A 16,273-nucleotide genomic window follows, 5' to 3' on the forward strand; every position below is an offset into this window, starting at 1 on the left:
GTCTCCTAGTGTTTCAGCATCTTGTCGCGCGCCTGTTCGGCTCGGGATGCGCCGATCGCGGATTCCACCTGCTTGACCTCTTCGGGCGGCGGCAGCACGGCCGGAAAGCCCAGCGACTCGATCCACAATTCGCGGGACCAGCCTTGCGTGTGATACAGGTGGTGGTCTTCGTCGGTGGCCACGGCGTCATAGGCCTGCTTCAGGATCTTGGCCTCACGGCCGGAGTGCTGGTCGGCAATCACGCCGATCAACGACCAATTCGCATGATCCTTCGTTTCGGCCAGCACCACGCACTCGGTTGCCACTAGCTGCGCGGCGTCCCGGTCGCCAGCACTGACCGCCATCTTCATGGCCTTGACCAGCGATTCGCCCAGATGCCGGACCACCTCGCGGCCCGGCGTCTGCATTTCGGGATCGAGTCCAAGTTGTTCAAACACGGTCAAAAGGACGCGGTGGTGCGTGCGCGTTTCCTCCAGGTATTCCTTCCATTCTTTCTTCAGGTCTTCGTTAATGGCACAGGACACCGCGGTCTCGTAGACGGACAGGCCGCCGATCTCGGTCTCCAGCGCCTGATACAGCAGTTCGTTGATCTGCTGGGCGTTTCCGGCTTTGTGTTTCATCAGGGGACTCCTCGTTCATGGACATCTGCGGCCTGACCGGCCAACACGGACAGTCGAGCGGGATGAAGCGCCCCTTCAGCAATCGCCATGCCTGATCGCCCCGCGCCTGCCCCAGACAACGGCAAACCCGGAATGCTTAGCATCGCAACTCCGGCCCCAATTCGCTTAGAATTGGAACCATTCTCAATAAAACCAACATCCGCCCGGCTCGCGGCGGCAACAACGAAAAAAGAGGCTTGTTCTGAAATCCGGTTTCCGCCTATCCATGGCCTGGTTGCACACCTGGGTCGGCCTGTGGTTTTCCTGGCTGCTGTTCGCCGTGTTCCTGACCGGATCGCTCGCCGTGTTTTCCGAGCCCATCACCCACTGGATGACACCCGAGCACCACGCGGCCGAAGCCCTGGCCGCGCAGCAGGAAAGCCCGTCCGTGGACCGCGCCCGCCGTCTGGATCTGGCGATCGACTACATGTCGAAAAAGCACCCTGGCGCTGAAATGTGGGAAATCTGGCCGGTCAACCGCTCGCACGAGAACAGCCTGTCCGTCTACTGGTTCGATCAGAACGGCCAATACGCCGATGCCGAGCTTGACCCCGTCACCGGCGCCGAGATAGACGACCACCACGACGAAGAAGGCCGCGCCACGATGGGCGGCACGCACTTCGTGAACTTCCACTACATGCTGCACGAAAGCCGCTATGGCCTGTGGATCGTGGCGTTCGCCACCATGGCGATGCTGGTCGCGCTGATTTCGGGCGTGGTCACGCACAAGCGCATTTTCAAGGACTTCTTTACGTTCCGCGCGAAGAAGGGGCAGCGCTCGTGGCTGGACGCGCACAACGCCGTCGCCGTGCTGACCCTGCCCTTTCAGTTCATGATCGCCTATACCGGCATCACGATCTCCAGCGCCGACCTGATGCCGGCGCCGGTTGTCGCTCACTACGGCGCGGGGATGGAAGGCACCCGCCTGTACCTGGCCGAAATGCAGGGCGAAATCAAACCCCTGCGCACTGGCGCGCCGCTTGCCAGCCCTAAGCTGGAACCCATCGTGGCCCAGGCCGAGGCGCTGATCGGCCAGACGGCGCGCGCCATCGTCATCAACAACCCCGAAGACAGCTCCATGCGGATCGGCGTCTACGGCTGGAACGAAGACCGCGACACCTTCCACAACATCAGCGCCACGACCGGCATGGCCGAATTTTCCGGCGCCACAGGCGAACTGCTGCGCACGCGGCCAGCGGGCGGGGTCAACGGCGGCACGCCGGCGCTGGTCCGCCAAGTGATGAGCGACCTGCACATGGGGCGCTTCGGCGGCCTGGCCATCCACTGGCTGTATTTCATCTGCGGCCTGGCGGGCGCCGCCATGATGGGCACCGGCGCCGTGCTGTTCATGGTGAAACGGCGCGCCAAGCTGGGCAATGAATTCGGCGCCGCCACGGCGCGCATGTACCGGCTGTTCGAAGGCCTGAACGTGGCCGCGCTGGCCGGCCTGGCGGTGGCCTGCGCCGCTTACTTCTGGGCCAACCGCCTGCTGCCCGTCGCGCTGGAGAACCGGGTGCTGTGGGAACTGCGCTGCTTCTTCGGCGCTTGGGCGCTGATGCTGGCGCTGGCCTGGCTGTGCCGCCCGCGCCGGGCATGGATCATGCAACTGGGCTTGCTGTCCGCGCTGTGCCTGTTGCTGCCGCTGATGTCGTTCGCGGCGTTGGGCGATCACCTGTACGCGCAGATCGCGCGCGGCGACTGGGAAAGCGCCGGGGTTGAACTGACCGCCGTCGCCTTTGGCGTACTATCCGCCTGGGCGGCCATCCGTTTGTGGAAGAAGCCCCTGTCCGCGCCCGCCCAGCGCACCCCCCGCGCGAACCAAGAGGCTGCGGCATGAACATGAACGACGTCTTCGCCATTGTGATGGCTTTGCTGCTGACCTACTCCGGCATGGCCTGCCTGAGCCTGGCCATGCCGCGCCATTACGATCAGGTCTGGGGCCGCGATCCGTCGGCCGGCCACACGCGCGTGCTGCGCGGTGCCGGCGTGCTGCTGCTGGCGCTGGCCCTGCTGCCTTGCGTGGGCCTGTGGGGCAACACCGTGGGCGTGGTCGCCTGGCTGGGCTGGCTGTCCGCCGGCGCGCTGCTGTGGGTCGGCATGCTGTCCTGGGCCCCGCGCCCCGCGGCCAGAACCGCCGCGCTGGCGGTGGCGATTTCACTGGCCGGCATCGGCATCGGTTTCTGACGCCCGCCGCGCATTGCGCATTCCACGGGCCATCCCCCGCCGATTGACCCGTATCAAACCAGGCTGATATCGCGTGCGTCTTGCGCACCGGTAACACCATATGTGGTGGTAGAGTTTTCACACCCCACTACATATGGTGTCAATAATGCCTATCCAACACATCCTCAAGCGCGACGGCCGCGTCGCGGCCTTTGACCGCGACAAGATCGCGCACGCCATGGCGGCGGCCGGAACCAGCACCGGAGAGTTGGACCTGGCGGGGGCGCAGGCCCTGACTGACACTGTCATCGCCGCCCTGGCTGACCAGCCCTGCCCCGGCGTCGAAACCATCCAGAACCGGGTCGAAGAGGCCCTGGTCCAGGCGGGCCACTGGCGCACCGCCCGCGCCTACATCGTGCACCGCGAACAACACGCCCGGCTGCGCGCGCTGCGCCACACCCTGGTCGACGTGGAAAGCGCCATGGAGGAATACCTGGACCAGCGCGACTGGCGCGTCAACGCCAACGCCAACCAGGGCTACAGCCTGGGCGGCCTGATCCTGAACGTCGCAGGCAAAGTCACCGCCAACTATTGGCTGTCCAACGTCTTCACCCCCGAAGCGGGTCAGGCGCACCGCAACGGCGACATCCACATCCACGACCTGGACATGCTCAGCGGCTATTGCGCCGGCTGGTCGCTGCGCCAACTGTTGACCGAAGGCTTCAACGGCATCCCGGGCAAAGTGGAATCCACGCCGCCCAGGCACATGTCGGCCGCCATCGGCCAGATCGTCAACTTCCTGGGCACGCTACAGAACGAATGGGCGGGCGCGCAGGCCTTCAGTTCCTTTGACACCTACATGGCGCCCTTCATCCGCCGCGATGCGATGACGTACGCCGAGGTGAAGCAGTCGATGCAGGAACTGATCTTCAACCTGAACGTGCCCAGCCGGTGGGGCACGCAGACGCCGTTCACCAACCTGACGTTCGACTGGACCTGCCCGGCCGACCTGAAGGAACAGGTGCCTTACGTGGGTGGCCAGGAAATGCCGTTCCACTATGGCGACCTGCAAGCCGAAATGGACATGATCAACCGCGCCTACATCGAAGTGATGATGGCTGGCGACGCCAAGGGGCGCGTGTTCACCTTCCCGATCCCCACCTACAACATCACCCCCGACTTCGACTGGAACCACCCCAACGCCGACCGCCTGTTCGAGATGACGGCACGATACGGGCTGCCCTACTTCCAGAATTTCCTGAATTCAGACCTGGAACCCCACATGGTGCGGTCCATGTGCTGCCGCCTGCAACTGGACCTGCGCGAACTGCTCAAGCGCGGCAACGGCCTGTTCGGATCGGCGGAGCAGACGGGGTCGGTGGGCGTGGTGACGGTGAACTGCGCGCGCCTGGGCTACACCTGCCAGGGCGACGAGGCGAAGCTGATGGCGCGCCTGGACACGCTGCTGGGCCTGGGACGCGACGTGCTGGAGACCAAGCGCAAGGTGGTGCAGCGCTATATCGACCAGGGCCTGTACCCCTACACCCGGCGCTACCTGGGCACCTTGCGCAACCACTTCAGCACGCTGGGCGTGAACGGCATCAACGAGATGATCCGCAACTTCACGAATGATGCGGAGGACGTCACCACCGCCGCGGGCCACGCGCTGGCCGTGCGTCTGCTGGACCGCGTACGCGACCGCATGACGGAATTCCAGGAGCAGACCGGCCACCTCTACAACCTGGAGGCCACGCCGGCCGAAGGCACGACCTACCGCTTCGCCCGCGAAGACAGAAAGCGCTATCCCGGCATTCTGCAAGCCGGCACCGACGCCCAGCCTTACTACACCAATTCCAGCCAGTTGCCCGTGGGCCACACTGACGACCCGTTCCACGCACTGCAACTTCAGGAGACGCTGCAGAGCAAATACACCGGCGGCACCGTGCTGCACCTGTACATGAACGAAGCGGTGTCGTCCGCCGAAGCGTGCAAGCAGCTGGTACGCCGCGCCCTGTCGAATTTCCGGCTGCCCTACATCACGGTCACGCCCACGTTTTCCATCTGCCCCAACCACGGGTATCTGGCCGGGCATCACGAGTTCTGCCCGAAATGCGATGCCGAACTGTTGGCCAAGCAATCCGCGTGCTGCGCACCCGCCTAGCGCGCGACACCCCGCCGGGCGCAAGCCCGGCATTCACCCCAAGGAGTCCTCGATGCAAACCTTGACCGTCCCCGCCCCCACCGCCGCGGCCCCCGTCCTGCAACTGGACGACAGCCAACGCGTGCGCTGCGAAGTCTGGACCCGAGTAATGGGCTACCACCGTCCCGTCTCTTCCTTCAACACCGGCAAACAAGGCGAATTCAATGAACGCCGCTTCTTCGTCGAGCAACGCGCCTGAAGGCGCGCCTCAACACGCTGAACCCGGTACGCGCAGGCTGGCCGCAAGGCCGGCCTACGCGGCGCCGCCCCAACCCGTCGCCCAGCCGCTGCCGCGGCATTCGCCCGCGATCGGCGGCCTGGTGCCCTTCTCGACAGTGGATTGGCCGGGTCAACTGGCCGCCGTCGTCTTCATCTCGGGCTGCCCCTGGCGTTGCCACTATTGCCACAACACCGAACTGCAAACCCGCGCCGCCCGATACGACTGGCGGGAAACGCGGGCCTTCCTGGAAACCCGCACCGGCCTGCTGGATGCCGTGGTGTTCTCGGGCGGAGAGCCCCTGAGCGAACCCCGGCTGCCGTCCCTGATCCGCGACGTGCGGCGCATGGGATACCGCGTGGGCCTGCACACGGCGGGCATCTATCCGCTGCGCCTGGCCGACGTGCTGCGCCATCTGGATTGGGTGGGGCTGGACATCAAAGCCGACGCGCAGGGCTACGACGACATCACCGGCCGTCGCGACTCCCAGCGCCCCGCGCTGGCCTGCCTGACGCAGTTGCTGTCGGCCGGCACGGATTTCGAATGCCGCATCACCTGGCACCCCGACTGGCTGGATGAAACACGGCTGTTGACCCTGGCCCGCGAAATGGCCCGCCGCGGCGTGCGACGCTTCGCCGTCCAAGGCGCGCGCAGTTCACCCGGTGCGCCGCCCGGCCGCGCGTTGAGCGCGCAGGCGCAGTCCCTGCTGACGCAGTGGTTTAGCGAATTCACCTACCGCTGAGCCAACGCCGCCGCCAGCGTCGGAAGAAACCGCGGCGAGCCGATCGCCCCGACATTGCACCGAGACCACGGTGACGTGGCGGTCGGGTCCACGCTGAATACGCGGCCCGGCGCCATGATGACTTTTTCGGGCATCAGGTCCGCGGCCAGCGTCAGCGAATCGGACACACCGGGAAAGGCCGACCACAAGTAGAGCGAACTCGTGGGCCGCGCGAAGACCTCCGCCCCCAGTGAATCCAGTACTTGCAGGGCGTGGCCGGTGGCGGCCTCCAGGCGTTGCCGCAGCCGGACCAGATGCCGCTCGTAGTGCCCGTCGCGCAACATCACGTCCACCATGCGTTCGCAGTATTCGGAACTGCTGACGTGCACCAGGGCTTTCAGGTCGGCCAGGTCGCTGGCCAGCGCCGCATTGCAGGCAATGAAGCCCACCCGCAGCGCAGCCGAAAACGATTTCGAGAAACTGCCGATATAGATGGTGCGCTCCAACTGGTCCAGCGCCGACAGCCGGACGGCGGACGTGGGCTTGAAGTCGGCCAGCGAATCGTTTTCGACGACCATCAGGTTGTAGCGTTCGGACAGCTGCAGGACCTTATAGGCTTTAGCCGGCGAAATATCGGAACCGGTGGGGTTGTGCGCCAGCGACTGCGTGAAGAACAGCCGCGGTTTTTCGCGTTGCAGCAAGGCTTCCAGCGCGGCCACGTCGGGGCCGTCGGACAGACGCGGCACGCCCAGCATGCGCACGCCCGCCAGCTTCAGCTTGCCGAACAAGGGGTAGTACCCGGGATTGTCGACCAGCACGGTCGCCCCCGGCGGCACGAAATAGCGGATCACAAGATCCATGGCCTCGTTGGCGCCCTGCGTCAGCACCAGCTGCGGCGGCGCCACATTCACGCCCACGTCGCCCAGTTTGCGCACCAGGCTCTCGCGCAGCGGCGCGTAGCCGAAGCGGCTGCCATAGCGGAACAAGGCGCCCAGGCCCGTGCGCACCACTTTCTGGTGATAGCGGTCCATGCGCATGTCGGCCAGCCATTCCACGGGCGGGAAACCGTCGCCGGCCTGCACCGCGTCGGGCTGCGTCTTGAGCTGTTCGCGCATCAGCCAGACGATGTCCATGGCCCGGCTCAGCTGCCCTGATTCCTCGTCGGCCGCCTTGCGCGCGAAGTGGCCGTCCAGCACATAGAAGCCCGCTCCCCGGCGCGGTTCCACCAGCCCCTGGGCCACCAGCATTTCAAAGGCCACGACCACGGTGTTCTTGGCATAGCGGTGCAGTTGCGAGAGTTCCCGCAGGGACGGCAGCTTGTCGCCCGGCCGGTACACGCCGTCGGCGATCTGCTGACCGATCAGCTTGGCCAGGCTTTCGGCGATGGGTGCGGCGCGCGGCCGCCGGCCCGGTTTTGTTGTGTCTTCCATGCGTCGTCTTCCGCGTGAATCCTGGCCAGAATTGGTGCAGTGCGATGGTACTGTTTGCCCAAACTGTACCTCTCAATAGCGGTACAGTTTACCTAGAATCAGGCCACTTAATTCTTATACGGAGACCTGCCATCGTGGCCGATTCACGCTTGCCCAACTTCCGCGCGCTGACGCCTGCGCAACGCCTGGCCGCCATCGCGGACGCCGCCTCGCTGACCCCCGAAGAACAGCAACTGCTGGCCCGCCCTGGCGCGCTCGGCCTGGACCGCGCCGACGGCATGATCGAAAACGTCATCGGCGCGTTCGAACTGCCGCTTGGGGTGGCCGGCAACTTCCAGGTCAATGGCCGTGACGTGCTGGTGCCGATGGCCGTGGAAGAGCCCTCCGTCGTGGCGGCGGCCTCCTACATGGCCAAGCTTGCGCGCGAATGCGGCGGCTTCGAGACGTCCAGCAGCCGCCCGTTGATGCGTGCGCAGGTCCAGGTGCTGGGCCTGACCGACCCGCATGGCGCGCGGCTGGCGCTACTGCGTGAACGCGAGCGCATCGTGACGCTGGCCAACAGCCGCGACAAAGTGCTGATCGGGCTGGGCGGCGGCTGCCAGGACCTGGAAGTCCACGTCTTCGCCGACACGCCGCGCGGCCCGATGATCGTGCTGCACCTGATCGTGGACGTTCGCGACGCGATGGGCGCCAACACCGTCAACACCATGGCTGAGGCCGTGGCGCCGCTGGTCGAAGCAATCACCGGCGGCTCGGTGCGCCTGCGCATCCTGTCCAATCTGGCTGATCTGCGCCTGGCGCGGGCCCGCGTGCGCTTGACGCCGCAGGCGCTGGACACCAAAGACCGCAGCGGCGCCGAGATCATCGAAGGCGTGCTGGACGCCTACACGTTCGCCGCCGTCGACCCCTACCGCGCGGCGACGCACAACAAGGGCATCATGAACGGCATCGACCCCGTCATCGTCGCCACCGGCAACGACTGGCGCGCGGTGGAAGCCGGCGCGCACGCCTACGCGGCCCGCTCGGGCCGCTACACGTCGCTGACGCAATGGGAAAAAGACACGTCCGGCGCCCTGGTGGGCACGATTGAAATGCCCATGCCCGTGGGCCTGGTGGGCGGCGCGACCAAAACGCATCCGCTGGCCCGCCTGGCCCTGAAGATCATGGACGTGCGCTCCGCGCAGGAGCTGGGCGAAGTCGCGGTCGCCGTGGGCCTGGCGCAGAATCTGGGCGCGTTGCGCGCGCTGGCGACCGAAGGCATCCAGCGCGGCCACATGGCGCTGCACGCCCGCAACATCGCCTTGGTGGCCGGCGCGACAGGCGCCGAGATCGATACCATCGCCAAGCGCATGGCGGCGGAGCAGGACGTCCGCACCGACCGCGCGCTGGCCTTGCTGGAGGAACTGCGGCAGTCGCGATAAGCCCGGCCGGCCCAGGCCATACAAGAACAGAGGCGGCGCGCGGCAATGCCGGCGCCGCCCGGACACAACGGAGAGAGACATGGAAGCAAAATCCCCGGCGCCGCCCTGGCGCCTGGCCGAGGTATGGAGCGACACCGTGGACCTGCGCCAACTGGCGTGGGCCATCGGCATCGGCATCACGATCAGCGTGGCCGGCTTCTACGCCGCCAGCCGCTGGCTGCGCGGCATGGTCGCGTCTCCCGAGCTGGCGCACGCCTACGCCATGCTGGCCGGGCTGGCCGGCTGCGTGATCGCGGGCGTGATCTGCGCGCGCCTGTTCCCGCCCAAACGCGAAGTCATTGAACACACCTCCACGCATGACCCCGCCTGGCGCGCCGAAGTGCTGGCCGAACTGGCCGAGCAGCCCGGCGGCCTGGGCACGTTGGCCGACCTGCCCGAGGCGGTCGTGCGCGAACTGAAGGAACTGGACCTGTACGACCTGTTCACCGAACCGCCCGCCGCCGCGCCCGCCGCTGCGCCGGCGTCGTCCCCCCGCGCCCAAGGCGCATCCAAGGAGGCCCTGGCATGAGCGACCCCGCCCTGCTTGAACAAATCATGGTGGCCGCCGCGATGGGGCTGCTGGGCGCGGTGGTGTTCGCCGCGATCGGCCTGGTGTCGGGCACCGATGAAACCACGACGCTGGCGCCGCTGACCTTGCTGGTGGTGCTGTTGGGCGTGCCGCCCGCGGGCGTGTTCACATTCTTCCTGGCCGGCGCGGTGGCCAAGCACATGACGCACGCCGTGCCCACGGCCTTGCTGGGCATCCCCGGGGACACGCTGGCCACGCCGCTGCTGCAGGATGCGAACATGCTGCGCAAGCTGGGCGTGCCGCACATCGCGCTGCGCAAGATGGTGTCCGGCGCCATCGTGGCCGCCTTTGTCGCCGTGCCGCTGGCCGTGCTGTTCGCCGTGCTGCTGGCGCCGTTCGGCGCCGCCATCACGAAGTCCGCGCCGTGGATCTTCCTGGCCGCAGCCGTGCTGATCGCCTATTTCTCGGCCGGGCGATGGGCCGCGGTAGCGTTGCTGGTGCCCTTCGTGGTGGTCATCATCGCGCTGCAAAGCCTGACGGCCAAGTACGGCGTCAAGCTCAGTATCAGCTATTTCCTGGGCATCGCCATTGGCCCGCTGATCGCGGACCTGTTCACGGTCATCTCGCCCATGGGGCGCACGCAGATGATGCGCGACAAGGTGCGCACGTTCTCGCTGGCCCCTGACGTCAAGAGCTGGTCGGGCTACTTCCCCAACCCGCTGAAGGTGATGGACCGCACGCAGACCCGCTGGACGCTGGCCACGGCGGCGATTTCCAGCGCGACCTTCGTGTTCAGCCCCGTCGCCATGACCGTCGTGCTGGGCGAACTGGTCGGTTCGCGCATCAAGCACGCCTACCACCGCCTGACGACGGTCCTGTCGGCCCGCAACGGCGTCACCGAAGCGACCTATATCGCGGAAGCGCTGATCCCGCTGATCGCGTTCGGCCTGCCGCTCAGCCCGGTTGCCGCAGGGCCTGCCGCCCCGCTGTTCAACGCCCCGCCGCGTTTCACGGTGGACGCCGCCACGGGCCAGACGCACAATCTGCACAACCTGCTGAACCACTGGGAATTCCTGGGCTACGGCATGCTGGCGGTGCTGCTGGCCGCACTGGTCTCCTACCCCTTCGCGATGAACTTCGCGCGCCGCGCCGCGCTATTCGTGTCGCGCAAGGTCAGCCACGAAGCCATCATCGCCACCTTCGTGGGCCTGATCATCGTGATCAGCATCTGGGAAGGCCAGTTCCTGGGCCTGCTCGTAATCCTGACGATGGGCCTGTTCGGCGGCCTGCTCTCGCGCCGCTTCGGCTTCAACACCGGCGTGCAGTTCATGGGCTACTACACCGCCGTGCTGTCCGTGCCGGCCATCGTCAAGCTGATGGCGTAGGCACGCCGGACCGGCAGCGGCGCGTCCAGGATCGCGCCAGCCTGCCGGCCCCGGCGGCCGCTTCAAGCGGCAGTCTGGATATTGGCCTCGCGGATCAGGCGGGCCCATTTCTTCTGTTCCAGCAAGATGTATTGCTGCGCCGCGTCGGGCGTGCCCCCCATCGCGGTGCTGCCTTCGGCAGTGAAAAGCGCCACCGTAGCCGGATCGGCCAAGACCTTTTCCACGACGCCGTTCACCGCCTGGATCACATCGCGGGGGGTGCCGGCCGGCGCCACCAGCGCCTTCCAATCCAACGCCTCGAAGCCGTCGAAGCCGGACTCGGCCACGGTGGGGACGTCGGGCAGGATCGGCAGCCGTGCCCGCGCGGTCACGGCCAAGGGGCGCAGCACTTTACCCTTCAGCATTTCCTGCGCGGCCTGGGGCGTGGCGAACATATAGTCCGTGTTTTCGCCCAGCAGGTCGTTCAGGGCCGGCGCGGCGCCGCGGTACGGCACGTTCAGCACCTCGAACTTCGCCTGATACGCCAGCAGTTCGCCCGCCAGATGGCCCACCGTTCCCGACCCCGCCAGGGCCTGCTTGATGGAACCGGGCGCGGCGCGCGCGTCGCGGACCAGATCCGCCAGCGTGTTCCACCGCGCGTTGGCCTTCACCACCAGCACGACAGGCAGCGATGCGATCAGCGCGACCGCGGCGAAATCCTTGGCGGCATCAAACGGCATCTTCGGCATCAGCGCCGGGTTGATGGCCAGGTTGGAGGTCTGCCCCAAGCCCAGCATGAATCCGTCGGGCTTGGTCTTGGCGACATAGTCCAAGCCGATGTTGCCGCCAGCGCCCGGCCGGTTTTCGACCACGACCGACCAGCCGGCCAGGCTGGTGATCCTGGCTGCGATCGCCCGGGCCACGGAATCCGTGCCGCCGCCTGGCGTGTAGGGAACGATCAGCCGGATCGGCCGGCCATCGGGATAGCCGCCGGCCGTCTGCGCCCGCAGCGGCAACGCGGCGGCGCAGAGGGCGGCGCCCAGGAATGAGCGTCGGGATAGAGCGATCATGAGGGTTTGTCTCCTTGTGTAATGTGCCTTGCCTTCAAGGCCGCGATTTCATCGTCGCGATAGCCGACGCCGCGCAAGAGCGCGTCGGTGTGTTCGCCCACAGCCGGTGGCTGCAGACGGATGGGCGGCTGGACGCCGTCCAAGGTCAGCGGGGCCAGCGGCACCCGGGTTTCGCGGCCGTCCGGCAACGTGACCGGCGCAAGCCCGCCCGTGGCCTTGAGGTGCGGATCGTCGAAGAGTTGCTCGGGCCGGGTGATGGGCGCGAACGGCAGGCCCTCTTGCTCGAAGCGGGCCGCCAGCGCCGACGCGCGGTAGCCAGCCAGATGCGAACGCAGCTGCGGCATCAGCCAATCGCGGGCCTGCACGCGGTCGTTGTTCGTCTTCAGGCGCGGGTCCGCCAGCCACTCCGCCAGGCCGAACGCGCGGCAGAAGATGTCCCATTGCTTGTCGCTGACGACTGCCAGGAACACCTGTTCGCCATCCTTCACCGTGAAAACGTCGTACACGGCCCACGCGGAAATGCGGCTGGGCATCGGCGCGGGCACGTTCCCGGTCACGGCGTGCTGCATCATGTGCTGGCCCACCAGGAAGACATTGTTTTCGAATAGCGAGGCCTGCACTTCCATGCCCACGCCGGTATGTTCACGCTGGGCCAACGCCGCCATGGCCCCCATGGCACCGAACATGCCGCCCATGATGTCGTTGACGCTGGCGCCGGCGCGTAGCGGATCGCCCGGCCGGCCCGTCATGTAGGCCAGCCCGCCCATCATCTGCACGACTTCGTCCAGGGCAGTGCGGTTCTCGTACGGCCCCGGCAGGAATCCCTTGTGGCTGACATAGATCAGCCGGGGGTTGCGCGCCTTCAGCGCGCCATACCCCAAGCCCAGCTTTTCCATCACGCCAGACTTGAAGTTCTCGCTGACCACGTCTGCCGAATCGATCAGGCGAAGCGCAGCCTCAATGCCTTCGGGCTGCTTCAGATCCAGCGCGATGCTCTTCTTGTTGCGGTTGAACATGGGGAAGAAACCCGCGCCCGAGCCCAGCAGTTGGCGGGTGGAATCGCCCCCCATCGGCTCGACCTTGATGACCTCGGCGCCCAGGTCCGCCAGCAACATGCCGCAGGTGGGCCCCATCACCATGTGGGTGAATTCGATGACGCGGATGCCTTCGTACGGAAGACGGGACGAGGAACGGCTGGACATGTGAGGCACCTTCAAAGGGAATGGCTCGACGCCGTGCGGCAGCATTCAGGCAAAGCGCCGCCCTGCGCGGCCGGCGCGTGTCGCCCCTGCCGCGTTGGCATCGTGATCGGTAAAAGGGGGCTAGCGGAGCGGCGCGAAACCCTTCGGCAATCCGGCGTCCGGCGTCATGCCATACAGCGGCTCGCCTGGTAGACCAGCGGCTAGCGGCGTGCGCGCCGCGATGATCTTTTCCACCGAGATCCCGGTACGCACGCCCATCGCCTCGAACATGAACACCAGGTCTTCGGTGACGACGTTGCCCGACGCGCCGGGTGCATAGGGGCATCCGCCCAGGCCGCCGAGCGAACTGTCGAACGTGCGCACGCCTTCATCCCAGGCCGCCAGGCAATTGGCCAATCCCAAGCCCCGGGTGTTGTGCATATGGGCTGCGCCGGCGCGGGCCCCGAGCTCGCTGCGCAAGCGACGGAACAGGCGGCGCACCTGCGCCGGGTTGGCATAGCCCACCGTGTCGGACAGGCCGGATTCATCCGCGCCGGCCGCCACGCACATTGCCGCCAACCGGATGACGTCGTCCTCCGGCACCAGGCCTTGCAAGGTGCAGCCGAACGCCGTTGAAATGCCGGCTTCCAGCTTGACGCCGGGCGCGATGGCGTCGCGCAGTTGGGCGATGGCGCGGACTTCTTCCACCATGTCTTCGGGCGTCTTGCGCACGTTGGCCAGCGAATGGGCGCGGCTGGCGGAGACCGGCAACGTCAGCTTATGGACGCCGGCGTGCAACGCCGCCTCGGCGCCGCGCAAATTCGGCACCAACGCCATCACCGTCACCCCGGGGTGCCGGATCGCATGGGCGACCACTTCCGCCGCATCGGCCATTTGCGGCAGCAGCCGAGGCGGCACGAACGACGCCACTTCGATTTCGCGCAGGCCGGCGGCGACCAGCGCGTCGATCCACCGTAACTTGTCGGCCGTCGGCATGGTGGCCTTCACGGATTGCAGCCCGTCGCGCGGCCCGACTTCGCTGATCAGGACATCTGTGGGGGTTGAGGCGTCATGCGCCATGCTTGCGTCTCCAAATTATTCTATCTAATAGAACTATGTTCTTTACAATAGAATTAAATGCGAACCGGAAATCGATGTCAAGGGCGTCTTGTGCCCACGGCCGGGCGGGCGTGTGCCTACAATGGCCGCGAATCGTTCTAAAGGATGGAATATGCCGATTGCTGTGCGCCGCCCCGCCGGAGCTGGCCATGCCCCGTAAAGCCGTGACCGAATCCGTTGCGGACGCCGATGCCGCAGCAGGCGGCGTGGCCGCGGTCGACCGGGCGATGAGCCTGATGGCGGCCTTCACGCCCGCTGACCGCACGCTGTCGCTGGGCGAACTGGCCGAACGCACCCGGCTTTACAAAAGCACCGTGCTGCGCCTGCTGGCGTCACTTGAACACGCGCAATGGATCCGCCGCCTGGACGACGGCCGCTACGCGCTGGGCCCCGAAGTGGCCCGCCTGCACAGCATCTATTCCGCATCGTTTTCGCTGGAGCACGTCGTCATGCCGGTGCTGCGGGAACTCGTGGCCGCCACCGGCGAAAGCGCGGCCTACCACGTGCGCCAGGGCGATGCGCGCCTGTGCCTGTACCGCGTGGATTCCCCGCATCCGGTGCGCGACCACATCCGGGCGGGCGACCTGCTGCCGCTGGAACGCGGCAGCGGCGGACGCGTGCTGACGGCCTATGACGACATCCTGGGCCGCGCCCCCGGCCCGGACCAGGCGCTGTACGCCCGCATCCGCCAGGACGGCTATTTTGCCGCGATGGGCGACCGGCTGAGCGAGGTGGCGGGCATCTCGGCGCCGGTTTTCTTGCTGTCGGGCGGCATCGCAGCCGCGGTGACGCTGACGGCCCCCGCGCACCGTTACAACCCGGACCACCTGGCGTCTGTCTTGCAGGCCGCCCACCGGCTGACGGGCCGCGTGGGCTGAAGGCGGCGCCTGACCACCGCGGCCCCGCCATTGCCTGCCCGCTTGATCCCGCGCAAGGCGACCCGTCAGCCCTTGTTCTAGCCTCTGTCCACTTGACCAGAGGAAAGACTCAACATGACGTGGTTCAAATCACTCAAACTCGCCGGACGCGAATTGCTGCCCATCGTTCAGGGCGGCATGGGCGTCGGCGTGTCCGCTCACCGCCTGGCCGGCGCCGTCGCCAGCCAGAACGCGGTAGGCACGATCGCCAGCATCGATTTGCGCCATCACCACCCGGATCTGCTCGAAAAAACCGACAAATGCAATGACCGCGACGCCATCGACAGCGCCAACCTGGAAGCGCTGGACCGCGAAGTGCGCGCCGCGCTGGACACGGCGCAGGGACGCGGCCTGATCGCGGTCAACGTCATGAAGGCCGTGCGCGGCCACCCGGCGCTGGTGCGCCAGGCCTGCGAAAGCGGCGCGCAAGCCATTGTGATGGGCGCCGGCCTGCCGATGGACCTCCCTGAAATGACGGCCGATTTCCCGAAGGTCGCGCTGGTGCCGATCCTGTCGGAGGCGCGCGGCGTGGCCGTCGTTCTGAAAAAATGGATGAAGAAAGGCAAGCTTGCCGACGCCGTGGTCATTGAACATCCGGGCCACGCGGGCGGACACCTGGGCGCGGCGCGCCTGGACGACATCCACAACGAGCGCTTCGATTTCCAGCGCGTCCTGGCCGAATGCCATGCCCTTTTCGACGAGCTGCAACTGGGCCAGGACGCGCCGCGCCTGATCATCGCGGGTGGCGTCGGCAGCCATGACCAGGTGCGCCACTGGCTTGCCCACGGCGCTGACGGCATACAGGTGGGCACCGCCTTCGCCGTCACCCACGAAGGCGACGCGCACGAGAATTTCAAGCGCGTGCTGATGGATGCCGACCCCGCCGAACTGGCCGAATTCACCAGCGTTGCCGGTCTGCCGGCACGCGCGGTGGCAACGCCTTGGCTGACCCGCTACCTGCGCCAGGAAAAGACGTTGCAGGCCGGTACACGCGCCGACCCCAGGCGTTGCAGCCAGCGCATGGATTGCCTGACGCAATGCGGCCTGCGCGACGGCCTGTCGCGTTTCGGCCAGTTCTGCATCGACCTGAAGCTGGCCGCGGCCCTGCGCGGAGAAGTCAGCCGCGGCCTGTTCTTTCGCGGCGCGTCAAAGCTGCCGTTCGGCGACGCCATGCGCTCAGTGCGCGAACTGATGGACTACCTGCTGCACGGGAAGATGCCCGCCGCCGCCTGACCCCACAGCG

General features: G+C 66.8%; 15 protein-coding genes. 10 read left to right on the top strand and 5 right to left on the bottom strand.

Going from position 1 to position 16,273, the window contains the following annotated elements; genetic code table 11:
* Positions 1 to 5 precede the first annotated feature (5 nt).
* A complete protein-coding gene (locus tag HG262_RS06895) occupies positions 6 to 620 on the bottom strand; it encodes a hypothetical protein (protein ID WP_169270309.1) in 615 nt (204 codons plus the stop codon).
* A gap of 265 nt (positions 621 to 885) precedes the next feature.
* Between HG262_RS06895 and HG262_RS06900 the strand changes: the two genes are divergently transcribed.
* The 5 genes from HG262_RS06900 to HG262_RS06920 all read left to right on the top strand — a co-directional run bounded on the left by HG262_RS06900 (position 886) and on the right by HG262_RS06920 (position 5,981).
* Positions 886 to 2,496, top strand: a complete 1,611-nt coding sequence (locus tag HG262_RS06900; protein WP_169270310.1) for a PepSY-associated TM helix domain-containing protein — start codon at positions 886 to 888, stop codon at positions 2,494 to 2,496.
* Positions 2,493 to 2,843, top strand: a complete 351-nt coding sequence (locus tag HG262_RS06905; RefSeq protein ID WP_169270311.1) for a DUF3325 domain-containing protein — start codon at positions 2,493 to 2,495, stop codon at positions 2,841 to 2,843. Before HG262_RS06900 ends, HG262_RS06905 begins: the two co-directional genes overlap by 4 nt.
* 145 nt (positions 2,844 to 2,988) lie before the next feature.
* Entirely contained in the window at positions 2,989 to 4,983 is a 1,995-nt protein-coding gene (locus tag HG262_RS06910; RefSeq protein WP_169270312.1) for a ribonucleoside triphosphate reductase, read from the top strand.
* A gap of 52 nt (positions 4,984 to 5,035) precedes the next feature.
* Positions 5,036 to 5,221 (top strand): anaerobic ribonucleoside-triphosphate reductase, encoded by a 186-nt coding sequence (nrdD, locus tag HG262_RS06915; RefSeq protein WP_088588230.1) that lies wholly within the window; start codon positions 5,036 to 5,038, stop codon positions 5,219 to 5,221.
* Entirely contained in the window at positions 5,187 to 5,981 is a 795-nt protein-coding gene (locus HG262_RS06920; RefSeq protein WP_211186988.1) for an anaerobic ribonucleoside-triphosphate reductase activating protein, read from the top strand. Before nrdD ends, HG262_RS06920 begins: the two co-directional genes overlap by 35 nt.
* On the opposite strand, the gene HG262_RS06925 is transcribed toward HG262_RS06920, so the two are convergent.
* Positions 5,972 to 7,390, bottom strand: coding sequence for a PLP-dependent aminotransferase family protein (locus HG262_RS06925; RefSeq protein WP_169270313.1), 1,419 nt, complete (start codon positions 7,388 to 7,390; stop codon positions 5,972 to 5,974). The genes HG262_RS06920 and HG262_RS06925 overlap by 10 nt on opposite strands.
* Before the next feature lie 131 nt (positions 7,391 to 7,521).
* Between HG262_RS06925 and HG262_RS06930 the strand changes: the two genes are divergently transcribed.
* The 3 genes from HG262_RS06930 to HG262_RS06940 all read left to right on the top strand — a co-directional run bounded on the left by HG262_RS06930 (position 7,522) and on the right by HG262_RS06940 (position 10,764).
* Positions 7,522 to 8,811, top strand: coding sequence for a hydroxymethylglutaryl-CoA reductase, degradative (locus tag HG262_RS06930; protein ID WP_169270378.1), 1,290 nt, complete (start codon positions 7,522 to 7,524; stop codon positions 8,809 to 8,811).
* Between the two features lie 79 nt (positions 8,812 to 8,890).
* Positions 8,891 to 9,379: a hypothetical protein gene (locus tag HG262_RS06935; RefSeq protein ID WP_169270314.1), complete on the top strand. Its 489-nt coding sequence runs from the start codon at positions 8,891 to 8,893 to the stop codon at positions 9,377 to 9,379.
* Positions 9,376 to 10,764, top strand: a complete 1,389-nt coding sequence (locus tag HG262_RS06940; protein ID WP_169270315.1) for a tripartite tricarboxylate transporter permease — start codon at positions 9,376 to 9,378, stop codon at positions 10,762 to 10,764. Before HG262_RS06935 ends, HG262_RS06940 begins: the two co-directional genes overlap by 4 nt.
* A gap of 62 nt (positions 10,765 to 10,826) precedes the next feature.
* On the opposite strand, the gene HG262_RS06945 is transcribed toward HG262_RS06940, so the two are convergent.
* The 3 genes from HG262_RS06945 to HG262_RS30955 form a co-directional block, all read right to left on the bottom strand.
* A complete protein-coding gene (locus tag HG262_RS06945) occupies positions 10,827 to 11,813 on the bottom strand; it encodes a tripartite tricarboxylate transporter substrate binding protein (RefSeq protein WP_169270316.1) in 987 nt (328 codons plus the stop codon).
* Positions 11,810 to 13,015 carry a CaiB/BaiF CoA-transferase family protein gene (locus tag HG262_RS30950; protein WP_248293263.1) on the bottom strand — a complete coding sequence of 402 codons (1,206 nt, stop codon included), beginning with the start codon at positions 13,013 to 13,015 and terminating at the stop codon, positions 11,810 to 11,812. The genes HG262_RS06945 and HG262_RS30950 overlap by 4 nt, the downstream gene beginning before the upstream one ends.
* Positions 13,016 to 13,135: 120 nt before the next feature.
* Positions 13,136 to 14,074, bottom strand: a complete 939-nt coding sequence (locus tag HG262_RS30955) for a hydroxymethylglutaryl-CoA lyase (RefSeq protein ID WP_248293264.1) — start codon at positions 14,072 to 14,074, stop codon at positions 13,136 to 13,138.
* A 188-nt stretch (positions 14,075 to 14,262) separates the two neighbouring features.
* Here HG262_RS30955 and HG262_RS06955 point away from each other — a divergent pair, with 188 nt between their 5' ends.
* Positions 14,263 to 14,991, top strand: a complete 729-nt coding sequence (locus HG262_RS06955) for an IclR family transcriptional regulator (protein WP_169270317.1) — start codon at positions 14,263 to 14,265, stop codon at positions 14,989 to 14,991.
* Positions 14,992 to 15,105: 114 nt separating this feature from the next.
* Entirely contained in the window at positions 15,106 to 16,263 is a 1,158-nt protein-coding gene (locus tag HG262_RS06960; protein WP_169270318.1) for a nitronate monooxygenase family protein, read from the top strand.
* The last annotated feature ends 10 nt before the right edge of the window (positions 16,264 to 16,273 follow it).

Source organism: Achromobacter sp. Bel, from assembly GCF_012928505.1.
In the GTDB taxonomy this organism is placed as follows: Bacteria; Pseudomonadota; Gammaproteobacteria; order Burkholderiales; family Burkholderiaceae_B; genus Achromobacter.

What these genes read in the sequence shown, in the direction of transcription:
- HG262_RS06895 (WP_169270309.1), bottom strand. Translation starts at nt 620, where the DNA reads ATGAAACACAAAGCCGGAAACGCCCAGCAGATCAACGAACTGCTGTAT.
- HG262_RS06900 (WP_169270310.1), top strand. Translation starts at nt 886, where the DNA reads ATGGCCTGGTTGCACACCTGGGTCGGCCTGTGGTTTTCCTGGCTGCTG.
- HG262_RS06905 (WP_169270311.1), top strand. Translation starts at nt 2,493, where the DNA reads ATGAACATGAACGACGTCTTCGCCATTGTGATGGCTTTGCTGCTGACC.
- HG262_RS06910 (WP_169270312.1), top strand. Translation starts at nt 2,989, where the DNA reads ATGCCTATCCAACACATCCTCAAGCGCGACGGCCGCGTCGCGGCCTTT.
- nrdD (WP_088588230.1), top strand. Translation starts at nt 5,036, where the DNA reads ATGCAAACCTTGACCGTCCCCGCCCCCACCGCCGCGGCCCCCGTCCTG.
- HG262_RS06920 (WP_211186988.1), top strand. Translation starts at nt 5,187, where the DNA reads ATGAACGCCGCTTCTTCGTCGAGCAACGCGCCTGAAGGCGCGCCTCAA.
- HG262_RS06925 (WP_169270313.1), bottom strand. Translation starts at nt 7,390, where the DNA reads ATGGAAGACACAACAAAACCGGGCCGGCGGCCGCGCGCCGCACCCATC.
- HG262_RS06935 (WP_169270314.1), top strand. Translation starts at nt 8,891, where the DNA reads ATGGAAGCAAAATCCCCGGCGCCGCCCTGGCGCCTGGCCGAGGTATGG.
- HG262_RS06940 (WP_169270315.1), top strand. Translation starts at nt 9,376, where the DNA reads ATGAGCGACCCCGCCCTGCTTGAACAAATCATGGTGGCCGCCGCGATG.
- HG262_RS06945 (WP_169270316.1), bottom strand. Translation starts at nt 11,813, where the DNA reads ATGATCGCTCTATCCCGACGCTCATTCCTGGGCGCCGCCCTCTGCGCC.
- HG262_RS30950 (WP_248293263.1), bottom strand. Translation starts at nt 13,015, where the DNA reads ATGTCCAGCCGTTCCTCGTCCCGTCTTCCGTACGAAGGCATCCGCGTC.
- HG262_RS30955 (WP_248293264.1), bottom strand. Translation starts at nt 14,074, where the DNA reads ATGGCGCATGACGCCTCAACCCCCACAGATGTCCTGATCAGCGAAGTC.
- HG262_RS06955 (WP_169270317.1), top strand. Translation starts at nt 14,263, where the DNA reads ATGCCCCGTAAAGCCGTGACCGAATCCGTTGCGGACGCCGATGCCGCA.
- HG262_RS06960 (WP_169270318.1), top strand. Translation starts at nt 15,106, where the DNA reads ATGACGTGGTTCAAATCACTCAAACTCGCCGGACGCGAATTGCTGCCC.